Origin of the sequence: Paucibacter sp. B2R-40, from assembly GCF_025717555.1 — a bacterium.
Taxonomy (GTDB): Bacteria; Pseudomonadota; Gammaproteobacteria; order Burkholderiales; family Burkholderiaceae_C; genus Paucibacter_A.
In genome coordinates, this window is record NZ_JAJIRP010000001.1 from 291594 (window position 1) to 307219 (window position 15626).

13 protein-coding genes are annotated in these 15626 nt (G+C 64.3%); all 13 read right to left on the reverse strand.

Annotated features, from left to right (window positions below; translation table 11 throughout):
- Positions 1-2 precede the first annotated feature (2 nt).
- Entirely contained in the window at positions 3-2600 is a 2598-nt protein-coding gene (locus LNV09_RS01260) for a sensor domain-containing protein (RefSeq protein ID WP_263555253.1), read from the reverse strand.
- A 166-nt stretch (positions 2601-2766) separates the two neighbouring features.
- Positions 2767-3648: a phosphate/phosphite/phosphonate ABC transporter substrate-binding protein gene (locus tag LNV09_RS01265; RefSeq protein WP_263555254.1), complete on the reverse strand. Its 882-nt coding sequence runs from the start codon at positions 3646-3648 to the stop codon at positions 2767-2769.
- 24 nt (positions 3649-3672) lie between these two features.
- Positions 3673-5190 (reverse strand): sensor histidine kinase, encoded by a 1518-nt coding sequence (locus LNV09_RS01270; RefSeq protein WP_263555255.1) that lies wholly within the window; start codon positions 5188-5190, stop codon positions 3673-3675.
- Positions 5191-5273: 83 nt separating this feature from the next.
- The gene (locus LNV09_RS01275) at positions 5274-7346 is read right to left on the reverse strand and encodes an Ig-like domain-containing protein (RefSeq protein ID WP_263555256.1); all 2073 of its coding nucleotides are present in this window, start codon (positions 7344-7346) and stop codon (positions 5274-5276) included.
- 132 nt (positions 7347-7478) lie between these two features.
- Entirely contained in the window at positions 7479-8663 is a 1185-nt protein-coding gene (locus LNV09_RS01280; RefSeq protein ID WP_263555257.1) for a GGDEF domain-containing protein, read from the reverse strand.
- Positions 8664-8702: 39 nt separating this feature from the next.
- Positions 8703-9362, reverse strand: coding sequence for a nitroreductase family protein (locus LNV09_RS01285; RefSeq protein ID WP_263555258.1), 660 nt, complete (start codon positions 9360-9362; stop codon positions 8703-8705).
- Positions 9363-9473: 111 nt separating this feature from the next.
- Positions 9474-10280 (reverse strand): DUF3667 domain-containing protein, encoded by an 807-nt coding sequence (locus LNV09_RS01290; RefSeq protein ID WP_263555259.1) that lies wholly within the window; start codon positions 10278-10280, stop codon positions 9474-9476.
- Between the two features lie 225 nt (positions 10281-10505).
- Positions 10506-11648, reverse strand: coding sequence for an alpha-D-ribose 1-methylphosphonate 5-triphosphate diphosphatase (locus tag LNV09_RS01295; RefSeq protein WP_263555260.1), 1143 nt, complete (start codon positions 11646-11648; stop codon positions 10506-10508).
- Positions 11645-12421, reverse strand: a complete 777-nt coding sequence (gene phnL / locus LNV09_RS01300; protein ID WP_411969186.1) for a phosphonate C-P lyase system protein PhnL — start codon at positions 12419-12421, stop codon at positions 11645-11647. Before phnL ends, LNV09_RS01295 begins: the two co-directional genes overlap by 4 nt.
- Positions 12418-13209, reverse strand: coding sequence for a phosphonate C-P lyase system protein PhnK (gene phnK, locus LNV09_RS01305; RefSeq protein WP_263555261.1), 792 nt, complete (start codon positions 13207-13209; stop codon positions 12418-12420). Before phnK ends, phnL begins: the two co-directional genes overlap by 4 nt.
- Positions 13206-13670 carry a GNAT family N-acetyltransferase gene (locus tag LNV09_RS01310; protein WP_263555262.1) on the reverse strand — a complete coding sequence of 155 codons (465 nt, stop codon included), beginning with the start codon at positions 13668-13670 and terminating at the stop codon, positions 13206-13208. Before LNV09_RS01310 ends, phnK begins: the two co-directional genes overlap by 4 nt.
- Positions 13657-14523, reverse strand: a complete 867-nt coding sequence (locus tag LNV09_RS01315) for an alpha-D-ribose 1-methylphosphonate 5-phosphate C-P-lyase PhnJ (protein ID WP_263555263.1) — start codon at positions 14521-14523, stop codon at positions 13657-13659. Before LNV09_RS01315 ends, LNV09_RS01310 begins: the two co-directional genes overlap by 14 nt.
- The gene (locus tag LNV09_RS01320) at positions 14520-15626 is read right to left on the reverse strand and encodes a carbon-phosphorus lyase complex subunit (RefSeq protein ID WP_263555264.1); all 1107 of its coding nucleotides are present in this window, start codon (positions 15624-15626) and stop codon (positions 14520-14522) included. Before LNV09_RS01320 ends, LNV09_RS01315 begins: the two co-directional genes overlap by 4 nt.

Below are 15626 nucleotides of genomic sequence, written 5' to 3' on the forward strand. Positions count from 1 at the left end.
CGTCAGCTGCGCGCCTCCCAGGCACGCACCCAGGGCAGCATTTGTTCGGCCGGCATGGGTCGGGCGATGCCATAACCCTGTGCCAGCTCGCAGCCCATGGCGAGCAGTTGCTCGCCATGGCTTTGGGTTTCCACCCCTTCCGCGATGACCTGGCGCTTGAAGGCCGCAGCCAGGCCAATGATGCCTTGCACAATGGCCAGCGCCTCATGATCGATCAACATGTCGCGCACAAAACTCTGATCAATTTTTAGCGTCTCAGCGGGCAAATTCTTGAGGTAGGTCAGCGAGGAATAGCCGGTGCCAAAATCATCGATAGAAAAGTGCACGCCCAGCTGCCCGCATTCCCGCATCATTTGTGACACGACCTGCAGATTTTCCAGCGAGCTGGTTTCCAGTATTTCCAGCTCCAGCCGCCCATTGCCGACACGTGGATGGCGACGCAGGATCTGCGCCAGTTGGCTGACAAAGTCCTGTTGCTGAAACTGCCAGGCACTGACGTTGACGCTGACAGCAAGGGCCAGATCCTGATCCTGCCACGCTTCAATGTGCCGCAAAGCGGTTTCGATCACCCAATAGCCGAGCCTCACGCCCAGCGCATGCCCCTCCAGCAGCGGCAAGAAGGCGGCCGGAGCGAGCAGGCCTTGCTGCGGGTGGCGCCAGCGGATCAAGGCCTCAGCACCCATCACAAGGCCGCTGCGCAAATTGACCTTGGGTTGAAAATGCAGTTCGAACTCCGACTGCTCCAGCGCAACTTGCAGGCGCTGCAAGCCTTCGCCGCGATGCTTGAACTCGGCGTCCTGGGCGGCGTCAAAAAGTTGGTAGCGATTCTTGCCGTTTTGTTTGGCCTCGTACATGGCGCGATCGGCATGACGCATCAATTGATCGGCCTCCACATCGTCTTGCGGATAGAGCGTCACGCCGATGCTGGCAGACACCTGCAACAAGTGCTCCCCGAAGATGATGGGCTCGGAGCAAGCCTTCAAGATGCGCTCGATCAAGGCGTTGAGTTCGGCCTGTCCTCGCACATCGACAAGCACCAACACAAACTCATCGCCGCCGATGCGCGCCAAGGTGTCGACCTCGCGCAAGGCCGACTTCATCCGTTGAGAGACCGTGATCAAGAGTTGATCGCCGACGCCATGACCATGCTTGTCGTTGACGGCTTTGAAGCCATCCAAGTCCAGATACAAGACCGCCAAGGTCTGGTCCTGGCGCGCACTATTGGCCATCGCCTGGCGCAGGCGGTCAGACAGCAGCAGCCGGTTGGGCAAGTCCGTCATCGCGTCGTAATGGGCGAAATGCTCCAGCTTTTCGGTCTGCATGCGCAGCGGCGTGATGTCCGCAAACAAAGCGACATAGCTTTGAATTTGGCCAGAGCTGTCCTCAATTGCGCTGACCGTCAACAGCGCAGCAAAGTCACTGCCGTCCTCGCGCCGACTCCAGACCTCGCCCTGGCAATGACCGGTCTGCCGCAAGGCTTGCCACATGGCTTCGATCTTGCTGGCGTCTTCGACGCCGTTGCAGACCTGCCGGTAGTCCTGACCCAGCACCGCTTGGCGGCTATGGCCGGTGATGCGTGTGAACGCCTCGTTGACGTCCAGCAGCACGCCGGCCGGGCTGGCAATCACAATCCCTTCGCTGGTATAGGTGAATACATTGGCGGTCAGACGCAAGCGTGCTTCGGCGAGCTTCTTTTTGCTGATGTCGCGGGCAATCTTGGAGGCGCCGATGATGCGCTTGTGCGCGTCACGAATGGGTGAGATTGACACCGACACATGCACCAGGCTGCCATCCTTGCGTTGGCGCACGGTTTCAAAGTGGTCAACCTTTTCGCCCGCCAGCAGCAGTTCCAGAATGAAGCGTTCTTCGTCCTTGCGATCCAAGGGGAACAGCAACAGCATCGGCTGGCCTATCATTTCCTCGGCGGTGTAGCCAAAAATAGTTTGTGCGCCGGCATTCCAGCTGGTGACGACACCGTCCAGGGTCTTGCTGATGATGGCGTCGTCAGAGGACTGGACGATGGCCTCAAAAAGTGCGAGAGCTGTGCGTGGATCTGACATCGCGCCAAAGTCCGCGTCTGGCATGCGAGTTTTCTGCGCAAGGTGGTCTGCTGGCGGGCTCACGTGGTGAACCAGCTTGGTCAAGTCGCGCGCCACCGTGACGACCGAACAGACCCGGCCGGCCGGTGTCAGTTCCGGCGTGAGCCGGGTTTGCATCAGATGTGCGCCCTCGGGCCCGGTGTAGGTGAACTGAATGGTGCTGGGCTGGCCAGTAAGGAAGACCTCGGTCAGCGAGGCATCCCAAAGTGCCACCTGGTCAGGCGGCATGCCCAACTCGGTATTGGAGCGACCGATGAACTGCGCCGCTGCGCGTCCGGTGATGCGCTCGATCGCCTTGTTGACGTAGAGGTGGCGAAATTGCGGGTCAAACTGCGCCACGACATCCTGCATGAAGTCCGCAAAACCCATGTCGATGCTACTGCTCGCAGCTTCGGGTGCTGGGCCTTGGCCATCGAGAACACATGGCTTTACCAAAGCATGCGCCGCCCTGAGCCTGGCCTGTTTGGCCGCAGCATCGTCCGGAATGTCACCAGGATTCATGGGCACCTCCGCCTCACCAAAATCCTCTCCACCTTGCCCTGCCGATGGATAGGCGCTAGGGCCCGAGTACAACATGAGCTGCGCTTGCTTGACAAGCCTCAAATCAGCCGCGATTGCGAGCTGCGAGCTGCGATCAAGCCAGCATTCAGCCGCAGCCCTGCGTAGCTCAACCCGCCCCGCGCTGCTTGTAGAACTCCACCACCAGCGGATCCACGCCGACCAGTTCGGCGTCGGTCAATGTGACCAAACCATCATGTTGAGCGGCCTTGAGCATGACCTGACCCTCGGGCGTGGCCGGGAAGTCCAGCAAAGCTTGCCGCAAGCGTTCGACTTGCGGTCGCAGACGCGGATGTGTCATATAGGCCATCGGCGTGAGCCCCTTGGGCGCACGCAGCAGCACTCGAAAGCGGCCGCTCAGCTCGACCGGCAAGATGCCCAAAGTGGAAGCCGAACCGACTGCTGCTGCCGCGTCGCCCTTGAGCATGCGCTGCACGCCGTTGCGCTGAGTGCCGGCGATGATGAGTTTGAAGTCGCGTCCCGGCACCAGCCCCTGGTCGCGCATCGCGCGCAAAGCAATCAAGACATGCACGGCAAATGGGTCGGCCACCAGTACCGCTTGTTGGGCCAGGTCTTGCAGGCGTTTGACCGGGCTGTCCTGCGGCACGATCAGCAGCGGCTCCAAAGGCGCGGTGGCGCGCACCAGCGGCAGGAAGCTGGCCTCGCGGTGCAGGATGCGGGCCACATGGGGCGAGGCGCCGACCAGATCGAACTCGCCGCGCCTGGCGCGTTCGATGAATTGCTCAAAGTCCGGCGCGGAGGCCAGCCGAGCGGGCTTGCCCAGCGAGCGCTCGAACAAGTTCACCACCGGCTCGTACAGGCGCACCAGCTGCTGCACCGGCAGATAGGGGACCATGCCGAAGACAATGCCGCCGCTGGCGCTTTCGCTCGTGCTGGTCTGGGCAAAAGTACTCGCTGCGCTGCTTGCACTCAGGCCGACCAGCCAGGCCAAACAATGGCGTCGCCGCAGCTTCAGGTGAACAACAGACATCATCGGCGCTCCCACCTGACCCGCTCAGCCTTGCGCCTTGAGCGGCGCGACCAAGGGAATATTGATGCTGAAGCAGCAGCCCTGGCCGGGCTCGCTGCGTACGCTGATTTGCCCGCCCAGCAGCCCGCTCACCAAATTGCGCACGATGGACAGGCCCAGGCCGGAGCCGCCCTGGCCCAATCTGGTCGTGAAGAAGGGCTCAAAAATACGGCTCTGTAACTCGGCCGTCATGCCATGGCCATCGTCGCGCACCTGCAAGTCCAAGCGCCCATCCGCTTGGCTGGCGCTGATCTGTATCACCCCGCCGAGCCGCCCGTTGAAGGCATGCCGCTCGGCGTTTTGAATCAAATTGCCAAGCACTTGGTCCAGCGGGCCGGGATAGCTGTCCAACTCAATGCCGGCCGGCACCCGCAACTCGACCCGGGTTTGGCTGCGTTTGAGGCTAGGCCCAAAGCTCAAGACCAGATCTTCCAGCACCTCGCAAAGATCGAACTTGCGCCGATATTGGCTGCTGTCATCGACCGCCACTCGCTTGAAACTGCTGATCAACTCGGCCGCCCTTTGCGTCGCACGCAACACCAGGGCGGCCATCTGTTCGCCGTTATTGAGGGCATCGCTCAGGCCCCGGCGCGAGACTTGCTGCTGCTGCACCAGCAGCGCGGTGTCCTGCATCAGGCTTTGCAGTGATGAGGCGGCCGTCACCGCATTGCCGATGGGGGTGTTGAGCTCATGAGAGATGCCCGCCACCAGGGCGCCCAGCGAGGCCAGTTTTTGCGCCTCGACCAACTCGTCTTGGGTATACCGCAAGCGGGTCAGCGCTTGCTCAAGGTGTTCGGTGCGCTGGGTGACGCGCAACTCCAGCGCCTCATTGGCCTCTTGCAAAGACAGCTCGGCCGCTTGTTGTGCCTTGAAGCGTTCTGACAAGGCCTTGGACATCTGGTTGAAGGCGCCCGCCAGCAGCGCCAATTCATTGCTGCCACTGGCTTCGATTTGCACATCGGACTCGCCAGCGGCCATGCGGTCTGCGCCGGCGTGCAAGGCGCTCAGCCGCTGGGTCAGTAGGCGCGCCACCATGACCTGCGAGGCGGCGGCCAGCAGCAAGGTGCCCAAGCACAGCGCCAGCAATTGCCACTGCACTTGGGCGGCCGCTTGGCGCTCGCCGGTGCGGGCGATGCCGAAACTGGCTTGTCCGTAGTTGCGCGAGCCCATGTGCAAATCCCGCACAAAGCCTTGCGCATCGCTGCCTTGTGCCAGCCCGACGCTGGCCAGCGTTACGCCGCGACTATCGCTGATCTGGATATAGCTGAAGTCGCCGCGCTGGACCAGGGTTTGGGCCAATTCTTCGATCGAGGCCAGGTCAGACACGGCCAGCATGGGCCCCAGCGACGCCGACAGCAGCGAGGCACTGCGCTCCCCGGCGCGCGCGGTTTCTTGCGCCATGGCATCAACGACGATCCAGCGTGCGGCCAACAAGATCACCAGGGTGGCAATCGAGAACACCACCGCAGTGGTCAACACAAGCTGTTGTCGGAGTGTGTGCATGCGCGTCGTTATGTCAGGCTCCCAGACCTGAGCATAAGCTTATTTGCTGGCGCCACCTGCAAAGCGGCCACCCAGCTCCCGCCTTACTGCGTCGGCAGGGCGTAGCGGGTGTAGTAACGCCGCCCCGTCGAGTCTTGCGCGCCGAGCCAGAACTCGGCCGACACGGTAGCCGAGCTCGGCAGCGCCACGGGCGCCAACGTCAGCGTGGTGAGCGGTGCATTCGGTGGCTCGGTATCGACGAACAGGGGCAAGATAAAGCCGACCAGCAAGACCCGCACGCTGATCAAGCGCATATCCGGATTGGCCGCCGCCCAGGTGGCGAAATTGAAGGTCAGCCCGCTACGGAAGGCCTGCGCCGTGAGCGGCTGGCTGCTGCTCAAGGCGTCGATGGCGGGGAAGCGCGCGGTCGCCGACTCGGCCGGCACATCCGCCGGCAAATAAGCCGTGGCGGTCTCCGTCAGCGCCTTGTCATCGAGCGTGAAGCTGGCCATGTATTTGGCGCCGCGTTGGCTTTCGGCGCTGCCCAGCCAACCCAGTGCGGATTGTTTGAGCACCAGCTCGGTAATGCTGCCGGTGGGCTTCACCAGCTTGGCACCGGGCGTGTCGGACAGGCAGAGCAGCTTGCGGCTGCAGTAGGCGAAAGGGATGCTGTAGCCACTCTGCAATTGCACCGTGGCGGTATCCATGATCTTGGTCGGCGTGGCGGTCGATGTCTGCGCTTGAATCGCGACTTGTATGCCCACCCAGGGATTGGGTTCAGGGCTGGAGGCGCTGCCGCTGGCCGCGCTGACGCTGCCATCCGCCCCCAAATGAATCACGCTGACCGGGTAGACATTGACGCCAAAGCCCTTGCCATTGCCGACCAAGCCCCATTGGCCTGGCGTGGTGGCGTTGGCGCCTTTGGTGAAGGACACCGCGTCACTGAACTGGGCCAGCAAGCTGCCGCTGGCGTCGCTGACATTGGCGGATACCAGCACTTTCTTGCACAAGCCCACCAGCAGCGCGTCATCGGCGCAGCCGGTCACCATGAAGCGGCCGATCTGGCCCTTCTTGCTCGCGAAGTCGGCCAGCTTGGCGGCCGTGGCGTCTTTGTCGGCGCTGTTGTGCTGGGTGTAGGCGCTCAGCTGCGCGGCCGCTTTGAAGTCAGCGGCCGTCTTGCCCTGCGAGATCAGGGCGTTCAGGCTTTTGGCCAGCTCATCCAGCAGCGGCAGATTGTCCAGCGTCGCCTTGGCGGTAGAGGCCAGCTTCAGCGTTGAGGTAATGGCCGTGGCCGGGGTGCCGCCGGTCGCTTTGAGCAATTCGGTCTGGGCCAGGCCCAAACTGACTTGCACCTCTGGGGTGGCGCTGGTGCTCAGTTTGTTGCTGATCAGCAGCTGCTCGATGCCCTTATTGTTCTTGCCCAATTGCACTCGCAAAGACTCCAGCAGCAAATCTTGCGCCGACTTGTCGGCCACAAAGCTGGCGTCGCCGAGCAGATCCAGTGCGGCCGCATTGGTGAACTTGAGGTCGCTCAGCTGGGTTTTGATCATGCTCTTGACGAACTCGCCAGCGGCGCTGGCGGCCGAGGCGGCCGGTGCGGCCATCGCCGCTGCGCTGGCGGCCGGGCTGGCAAACACCGGCTGCGGGTCGCTGCCGATGGCCAATGCGACGATGGCATTGCTGAGCGGCGTGATATTGGCCCACATGGCCGGCTTGCTGGCATCCATCAAAGGCACGGCAGAGTGCAGGACCTGCGGATTGCCGGCGGCGTCGATGCCGCTGACCTGCACCAGCAGCGGGGCTTTCAAAACTTTGTTGTTGAGGGTCAGGGTGTAGCTGCCATCCGTGGGTCGGGTCGTGGCCGAGCCGACCGGCGCACCGGTGCCGTCCATCACCTTGACCCTTGCGTTGGTCAACGGCGAGCCCAGCGCTGCGACGCCGCTGAGTGTGGGTGCGACAGTAAAAGTGGTCACGCCGGGTGTAGTCGCGTCCGGTTTGGGGGTGCTGCCGCTGTCCGAGCCGCCGCCACCGCCGCAGGCGCCCAGGCTCAGCACGACGGCCAATCCCAAGCCCAATCTGAGCTGGGGTGCCCAGCCAAACAGCCACGCTCCTGCCTTGATGCGACCCGGCGAGGTGCGACCCGGCAAAGCCGGCGCGGTGTTGGTGGAGCTGTGCATGGTTGCGATCTGTGGAGCGGAAGTTCCCGTCATGATAGGCAGGCCGCCCGCTGCCAAAGCGTCGATGAGCCGGGGCTTTCGGCTGGTTATCGCGGCCCGGCCAAACCCTCTAATTGACCGGCAAACTCCTTGCTAGTAGGCCCGCTCAACCCGGTTGCGGCCCTCGCGCTTGGCTTTGTAGAGCGCCGCGTCGGCGCGGCCCAGGAGGTCGTCGAGAGCCTCCTGCTGGGTGCGCGGCATCGCGATGCCGATGCTGACGGTGCAGTGGATGGCGCCGGCTTCGGTGCTGAAGCGCTCATCGGCGACGCTCTGGCGCAGCCGTTCGGCCAGCTTCACCGCATCTTCGGCGCTGACGTCTTGCCACACCACCGCAAACTCCTCGCCACCCATGCGCACGGCCAGGTCATTGGGCCGCACATGGCTGAGCAGCAGGAGACCCAAGCCGCGCAGCACCGCGTCACCGGCGGCATGGCCGTGGCGGTCATTGATCTGTTTGAAGTGATCAAAATCAATCATGGCCACCACCATGCCAGGCGTGACATTGGCAGCAAGGCCACGTTGGCGCAGGCGGCCCATGCGGTTCTTCAGGCCACGCCGATTGAGCAGGCCGGTCAAGGGGTCGATCTCTATCATCGACCAGAGGCTGCGCTGCAACTCGCTATTGACCAGCAAGAGCACGGCAAAGGCCTGACCTATCAGCAAAAGGATGAAGACCAGCAGCCACAAGCCGTTGTTGGCGACAGACTGCTCGGTCGAGCCAGCAAAAGCGGGTGTCACTGTGGCGGCGCGCAGCGCGTGAGCGGCCACCGACAGCGCCAGATCGATCAGCGCCAGACCGAGCGCAAAACCACCCCGGTTGCGCCAGCTGCGGATGATGGGGGCCAGCGCAAAGCCGCGCAGCAGCGCGCTGGCGCCCAGGGTCAGCGAGAGCGATGTCCAGAGCGGCAGCCCCCAGGCTCCCAACAAGATCGAGGCCAGGCAGGCCAGCGCGGTAAACAAAGCCACCGGCGGCCAGTGCAGGCGCAGGCCCAGAAAGCTGCGCACAGCCAGCAGCACCAAGGCGCTGGAAATGACGCCGCCGATGTGACCGGTATTCAGCCAGGGGATCGCAGTGCCGGTGGCCATCAGCAACACGCGCAGCAGTTGCGCCAGCGCGATGACGCCAAATGCGCCCGCCCAGAGCCATAGCCCGTGGCGGCCACGCGCACTCCAGGCGCCACCGAGGGTGACGACTGCCATCAGCGTCGCCACGACCTGATAGACGATCAGCAGTGTGGGGACATCCAGCGTTGGATAAATGGGGGCGGCGGTTTGCATGGGCGGCGTATTGTCGTCCACCCGGCAGTCGTCTCAGATCTACAGCCAGGTGCTGATCTCTGCCAGTGGTTTTTTGATGCCGCCATGCACCGGCACTTGGCAGCCGGCCTTGGGGTAGCCCAGCACCAACAGGATCACCGGCTTCTCGGCCTCAGGCCGGCCGCATAGCTTGCTCAAAAAACCCATCGGGCTGGGCGTATGGGTCAGGGTGGCGAGGCCGGCGTCATGCAAGGCACTGATCAAAAAGCCGGTGGCGATGCCGACCGACTCGGGCACGTAGTAATGGCTGAAGCGCTCGCCGTTGGCGTCGATGCCGTACTTCTGCGCAAAGATTGCGATCAGGACCGGCGCTTCTTCCAAAAATGGCTTGCTGGCGTCGGTGCCCAGCGGCGCCAGCGCGCGCAGCCATTCCTCGGGTGCGCGGCCGTTGTAGAAGCTGCGCTCTTCTTCTTCGGCGGCGGCACGGATCTGCGCTTTGCGATCGGCATCGGTGATGACGACGAAATGCCAGGGCTGCTGGTTGGCACCTGAAGGCGCGGTGCCGGCGGCGAGCAGGCATTGCTCGATCACCGCGCGCTCAACCGGCCGGCTGTCGAAGTCGCGCACGGTGCGCCGACGCAGCAGCTGTTGGTAGTTGGCCTGGGCTTGGGCCAACATGGCCTGGCTGGGCAGTTCGCGGTAGCCCGTCAAGGGCTCCATGGCTGGGGCGGGTAGGGTGTGCATCTGAGGGCTATCGAGTGAGGTGCGCCGCCAGCATAACGCCGACATGTGACGGATCAAATCGGGCCTGACCCCAGCTGCTGTCCCGATCTATTGAATGCCGGGCAGCCAGGCCGCTATCCTGTAAACAAGCAACTCCTGCAACTGGTTCATCAGTGCAAAGCCAAACAAGCAGGCCACCACCACCCGCAGCAAGGTCCAGGGCCTGTGCCCCAACCAAGCCAGGTAGTAGGCGATGGTGAGCAGCAGCAAGGTTGCATCGGTGATGGTTTGCAGCATCGCCAGGGGCACTTGGGCCCATTGGCCCAGGCTGCTGAGCAGCAGGCCGAGCAGCATGGCCATGGCGACGCCGTACAGGCCCACCGCCCAAGCCTCGGCGATAGTGAAACCCCGCTGCGGGAACAGCAATCGCATCAAACCAGCTGTGGGCAAGGTGAAGATCAGCATCCAGTAGGGCATTGATAGGCTAAGCCACACATTGAGCTGCGCATACAGAGCACTGCGAGCCGGCGGCAAGCTGCCACTGACCTGCTGCAGCAGCTGGGCCCGATAAGCCTCGAAATATGGCTCGCCGTAGAGATGGCCCAGCAGCACGCTGAGCGTGGCGATCGCCACCAAAAACGGCAGGGGGTGGGTGTAGCGCAGGCGTTGGCCCTGCAAAAATGCCTTGAACACCACGGCCGGCTGCCAGCACAAATGCCCGACCGTGCGCTTGAGACTCTTCTCTATATGCAGCACCCGCTCGCTAAAGTCCTGCCACATGTCGGGCAGCGTCAGCGGCAGGCACTGCGCCTTGATGCCGCAGACATGGCAGAACGCACCTTGCAGCGGCGTGGAGCAGGAGTGGCAAGTCAGGCACTTGATAGGTGTTGAGCCGCTTGCGGTCTCTTGGGGCATGGGTCAAGTCCAGGTCGGCGGCGGGCTTATGCTCGGCAGCTTGAACCATAACATCCACCTCCGGCTGAGCGCCCGCAGCGAACGACGAAACCGGCTTGGGCCTGCATTTCCTTTTGGGCTTGGAACTGGGGCAGGGTCTCACTGATCACCGGCCATCCGCATGCCCGACGGTCTGCCGCCCAGCTTTATGCGTTGGGATCGCGACGACCTCAAGCCCGACCGGCTCTAGGCCACCCGCCGCCCCCGCACAAAGACCTCGCAAACCACCGGCTGGCCGGCGACCTCGCGCACCCGCACCAAGTCGCCCCGCAGCCCTAAGGCAATTTCCCCACGATCCGCCAAGCCGCAAGCCAAGGCCGGCCTGCGGCTGACGACGGTCAGCGCTTCGGGCAGGCTGAAGCCCGCATCGCGCCGCAGCAGCCAAGCCGATTGCAGCAGGCTGGACGGCACATAGTCGGAACTCAGCGCATCCAGCACGCCGGCGCGGGCCAAGTCCAACGCAGAGACATTGCCCGAGTGCGAGCCGCCGCGCAGCACATTGGGCGCACCCGCGACCGTGCATAGGCCCAGGCCGTGAGCGCGCTGCGCCGCCGCCAAGGTGGTGGGGAATTCGCTCATGCCTGCTCCCAGCGCTTGCGCCTCGTCGACATGGGCCATAGTCGTGTCGTCGTGCGTGGCCAAGGCGACCTTGTGCTTGCGCGCAAAGTCCGCAAACCAGGCCCGGTTCGGCTCGGCATGCTCGGCCTGACGCTGCGGCGCAAGGGCGACTTCGCGGGCCCAGACCGCGTCGCTCCAGCCCTTTTTGCCGGTGTAGTAGGTCTTGGCATGGTCCAGATTGGTCCACTGGCGCTGGCCCGGCGTGTGGTCCATCAGCGAAATCAGGCGCAGACGCGGATGCTCGGCAAAGGGCTCGAACAACTCGCGCGCGTTCGGCGCCGGCAGCTCGCAGCGCACATGGATCAGGTGATCGGCCTTCAAAACGCCGGCCGCCTGCATTTGATCCAGCACGTCCAACAAGGCGCTTTGGTCGCGCGCCCGAAAGCCGTCGCCATAAGGGTCGCCGACGCCGATCGCGTCCAGCACGGTGGTGATGCCGACCGAGGCAATCTCGGCATCATGGGCCATCACGGCGCCCAGCATCGGAAAGATGACCTTGGGTCTGGGCATCACATGCCGCTCAAGATTGTCGGTATGTACCTCGACCAGACCCGGCAGCAGATAGTCACCGCCCAGGTCGATCGCCCCCGCAACCGCGCTGCCGCCAGTGGCGATCTCGGTGATCACGCCGCCTTGCACGCGCAGGTGGCCACGAATCACTTCCTTGCCCAGCACCAATTGCGCGTTCGTCAACAACAGATCATTTTTCATACAAGACTTCTTTCTGGCTGGGCGGCAACCGGCAGGCTGACGCAGCGGCTGGCGACGGCCTCGCGCACTTCCTCGTCGTGAAAGATGCCGACGATGGCGGTGCCGGCGGCCTTGGCGGCGGCAATCATATCGATCACGACGCGGCGGTTCATCGCATCCAGCGAGGCGGTCGGCTCGTCCAGCAAGAGCAGGCGGGCCGGCTGCACAAAGCCGCGCGCGATATTGACGCGCTGCTGCTCGCCGCCCGAGAAGGTGGCCGGCGGCAAGTCCCAGATCGCCTCAGGCAAATTCAGGCGCGCGAACAGCTCGGCCACCTGGGCCCGCGCGGCCTGCTGCGCGGCCCGCCAGCGGGCCTCATCGGCGCTGCCCGATTGCAGTTCGGGGTCGGCCTGCAGCAGGCGCTCGGCCACCACATCAAGCGCGCCGACGCGCGGCAGCGCGCGCAGGAACTGGCTGACATAGGCCAGCTCGCGGCGGCGCAGCGCCAGCACTTGCTGCGGACTTGCCTGGGCCAGATCGAGCGGCTCGGTGTCCGGCTGCTCGCTGGTAAACAGGATGCGGCCGCTGTCGACGCCGTAGCTGCCGTACAGGCATTTGATCAAGGTGGACTTGCCCTGGCCCGAGGCACCGACCAGCGCCACGCATTCGCCCGCCCGCACATCCAGCGAGACGCCGTGCAGGACCGGCAGCGCCTGGCCGCTGCGCAGATGCAGCGTGAAATGCTTGCGCACATCTTGCACGCTCAAGACAGGCGTTATTGAATTCATCGTCATGGCGCCACCACCGAGGCGACCAGCAGCTGCGTGTAGGGATGCTGCGGGTCGTCCAGCACGCGGTCGGTGAGTCCCTCTTCAACGATGCGGCCTTCGCGCATCACCAGCGTGCGATGCGCGAGCAGGCGCGCCACGCCCAGATCATGGGTGACGATCAGCGCGGACAGATGCATGCGCGCGACCAGCAGCCGGATCAGATCCAACAGCTTGGCCTGCACCGACACATCCAGCCCCGAGGTCGGCTCGTCCATCAGGACCAGGCGCGGCTTGGTGACCAGATTGCGGGCAATTTGCAGGCGCTGGCGCATGCCGCCGGAGAAGCCGCGTGGCGAGTCGTCGATGCGCAGCGGGTCGAGTTCGACCCGGCTCATCCAGTCCTCGCCAGTGGCGCGGAGCTGGCCATAATGGCGCAGGCCGGCGCCCATCAGGCGCTCGCCGATATTGGCGCCGGCGCTGACATTCATGCGCAGACCATCGGCCGCATGCTGCTCAACAAAGCCCCATTCGGTGCGGGCCAGCAGGCGGCGTTGGCGCTCGCTGATGCGGTGCACGTCCACCAGCTCACCGGCCGCGCTGCGGTACAGCACCTGGCCGGCAGCGGGTTGCAGCCGCGCGGCGATGCAGTTCAAGAGCGTGCTCTTGCCCGAGCCTGACTCGCCCACAATCGCCACCACCTCGCCGGGGAACAGGCTCAGCGAGGCCTCGCTGACCGCCGCGCGGGTTTGCCCGGCGGCATTGAAGCGGTGCGTTAGCCCCGTCACTTGCAAAAGAGGTTGAACGGCGTTCATGACTTCAACTCAATCAGGAAACTCTTGCCATGCTGCTCGAAGCCCAGCTTCTCGTAGAAAGCATGGGCCTCGGTGCGGCGCAGATTGGACGACAGCGCCAGCTTGTAGCAGCCGGCCGCCGCCGCCAAATCTATTGCGTCTTGCATCAAGGCGCGGCCGACACCCTGGCCCTGCAGATCGGCCGCGACGCCGACACTTTCGACCACCGCCGAGGGCGTGCCCTGGTGCGAGAGCATGGGCAGGACGAACAGCGTCAGCGTGCCGACCGGGCGCTCATCCGTTTCGGCCAGGCGCACGCGCGCCGAGGGCAGGGCTTGAATCTGCTGCCAGGCTTGTTCAAGCCGCGCAAGGTCTGGATTCCCTGGGCCGTCCAGGCCGCTGCTCTGATACAGCGCCAACAAGGCCGGTAGGTCGCCAATCTGCGCATCACGAATCGTTAACGGGTGCTCAATCATGGTCATTCTTTCGCTCCATTTGCGCGGCACACCAGTCGCTGTCCGAGCAGGTCCATAGCGTTTGTCCTTCGCTTTGCACGACCTCATCCAGAAAGCTGGTCTTGCAGCCGCACAGCTCGCAGGCATGCCCCTGCGGTTCGATTTCAAACGGGTGGTCCTCGAAGTCGAGGCTGCGCACGCTGGTGTAAGGCGGCACGGCATAGAGCCGCTTCTCGCGCCCGGCGCCGAACAGCTGCAGCGCCGGCATGCGGTCCATCTTGGGGTTGTCAAAGGCCGGAATCGGGCTGGGCGCCATCACATAGCGGCCGTTCACCAGCACCGGGTAGTCATAGGCCGTCTCGACCCGGCCCCATTGCGCGATGTCCTCGTACAGCTTCACATTCATCAGCCCATATTCCTCGGCCGCATGCAGGCTCTCGCATTCGGCCCGGTTCGGCTCGAGTCGGTACAAGGGCTCGGGTTGTGGCACCTGATAGACCAAGACCTGGCCCTCGCGCAGCGGCGTCTCGGGGATGCGGTGGCGGGTCTGGATCAGCGTCGCGTCCACCGTGCGGGTGGTGGTGGCCACGCCGGTCGTGAGGGCGAAGAAGTCGCGGATATTGACGGCGTTGGTGGTGTCGTCGCTGCCCTGGTCGATGACCTTCAAGACATCATCCTGGCCGATCACGGCGGCCGTGACCTGGATGCCGCCTGTGCCCCAGCCATAGGCCAGCGGCATCTCGCGCGAGCCGAACGGCACCTGGTGGCCGGGGATGGCCACCGCCTTCAACAGCGCGCGGCGGATCATGCGTTTGCTGCGCTCGTCGAGATAGGCGAAGTTATAGCCTTCTGCGCTTTGTTGCTTGATGCTTTCGCTCATGGCTGCTCCGCTGCTTGTCTGTCACTGCGCTCCTGGCGCAGTTGGCGTATCAGTTGCAACTCGGACTCGAAGGTCACGTAATGCGGCAGTTTGAGATGCTGCACAAAACCCGAGGCCTCGACGCTGTCGCCCTGCGGCAGTGCGAACTCCTGTTGCTGCGCGGGGCTGCTGACCTGCTCGCCGAACTCATCGGCACGCAGCGCGCGGTCCAGCAGCGACATTGCCATCGCCTTGCGCTCGCCGTGGCCGAACACCAGGCCGTAGCCGCGCGTGAACTGCGGCGGCGCGCCTTCGCTGCCGACAAACTGGTTCAGCATCTGGCATTCGGTCAGCTCGACCTCGCCGACCTCGATCTCGAAGTCCAGCTCGTCCGGCTGCAAGGACACGGTTACCGCGCCGAAGCGGATGTCGCCGGCAAAGGGGTGCGTAAAAGCGTAGCCGCGCTGGGTCGAATAAGCCAGGCCCAAGACCCAACCCTCGTCGGCGCGGGCCAGCATTTGCAGGCGGCCGCAGCGCGGCAGCGGGTAGCGCGGCGGGTCGCGGGTGATGTCCAGCGGCTCGGGGTCGCCGTCGGGCGGCAGAGCGGGCTCGATCAGGCCTTGGGCGGACAGCGCCTCCAGCGCATTGCTGATGACGGACTGAGCTTGTTCCGGTGCCTGCTCCGGCGGCACTTGATCCACAGCCGCCGGTGCATCACCGCGCAACAAGCCAAAGTCCAGCAGGCGCTGCGTGTAGTCATAGGTCGGCCCCAGGACTTGGCCGCCGGGCAGGTCTTTAAAGATCGCCGAGATGCGGCGCTGCGGACGCATAGCGTCGCAATTGAGCGGCGCGCTGAAGGCCAGGCGCGGCAAGGTGCTGCGGTAGGCGCGCAGCAAAAAAGCGGCCTCGATCGCGTCGCCCTGCGCCTGCACCAGCGCCAAGGCGGCCAGTTCGGGGTCGTAGAGCGAGGCCTCGGCCATCACCCGCCCGACCAGCATGCCCATTTGCTCCTGCACCTGCGCCACGCCGATGGCGGGCAGATTCAGGTCGCCCCGGCGCGCGGCTGCGAGCAGATCGCGCGAGGCTTTGATGGCTGACTCACCTCCCTTGACGGCGATATACAT

Coding starts and splice junctions, on each gene's coding strand:
- LNV09_RS01295 (WP_263555260.1), bottom strand. CDS start 11,648: ATGAAAAATGATCTGTTGTTGACGAACGCGCAATTGGTGCTGGGCAAG.
- LNV09_RS01320 (WP_263555264.1), bottom strand. CDS start 15,626: ATGTATATCGCCGTCAAGGGAGGTGAGTCAGCCATCAAAGCCTCGCGC.
- LNV09_RS01290 (WP_263555259.1), bottom strand. CDS start 10,280: ATGCCCCAAGAGACCGCAAGCGGCTCAACACCTATCAAGTGCCTGACT.
- LNV09_RS01280 (WP_263555257.1), bottom strand. CDS start 8,663: ATGCAAACCGCCGCCCCCATTTATCCAACGCTGGATGTCCCCACACTG.
- LNV09_RS01265 (WP_263555254.1), bottom strand. CDS start 3,648: ATGTCTGTTGTTCACCTGAAGCTGCGGCGACGCCATTGTTTGGCCTGG.
- phnL (WP_411969186.1), bottom strand. CDS start 12,421: ATGACGATGAATTCAATAACGCCTGTCTTGAGCGTGCAAGATGTGCGC.
- LNV09_RS01275 (WP_263555256.1), bottom strand. CDS start 7,346: ATGCACAGCTCCACCAACACCGCGCCGGCTTTGCCGGGTCGCACCTCG.
- LNV09_RS01260 (WP_263555253.1), bottom strand. CDS start 2,600: ATGAATCCTGGTGACATTCCGGACGATGCTGCGGCCAAACAGGCCAGG.
- LNV09_RS01285 (WP_263555258.1), bottom strand. CDS start 9,362: ATGGAGCCCTTGACGGGCTACCGCGAACTGCCCAGCCAGGCCATGTTG.
- LNV09_RS01270 (WP_263555255.1), bottom strand. CDS start 5,190: ATGCACACACTCCGACAACAGCTTGTGTTGACCACTGCGGTGGTGTTC.
- LNV09_RS01315 (WP_263555263.1), bottom strand. CDS start 14,523: ATGAGCGAAAGCATCAAGCAACAAAGCGCAGAAGGCTATAACTTCGCC.
- phnK (WP_263555261.1), bottom strand. CDS start 13,209: ATGAACGCCGTTCAACCTCTTTTGCAAGTGACGGGGCTAACGCACCGC.
- LNV09_RS01310 (WP_263555262.1), bottom strand. CDS start 13,670: ATGACCATGATTGAGCACCCGTTAACGATTCGTGATGCGCAGATTGGC.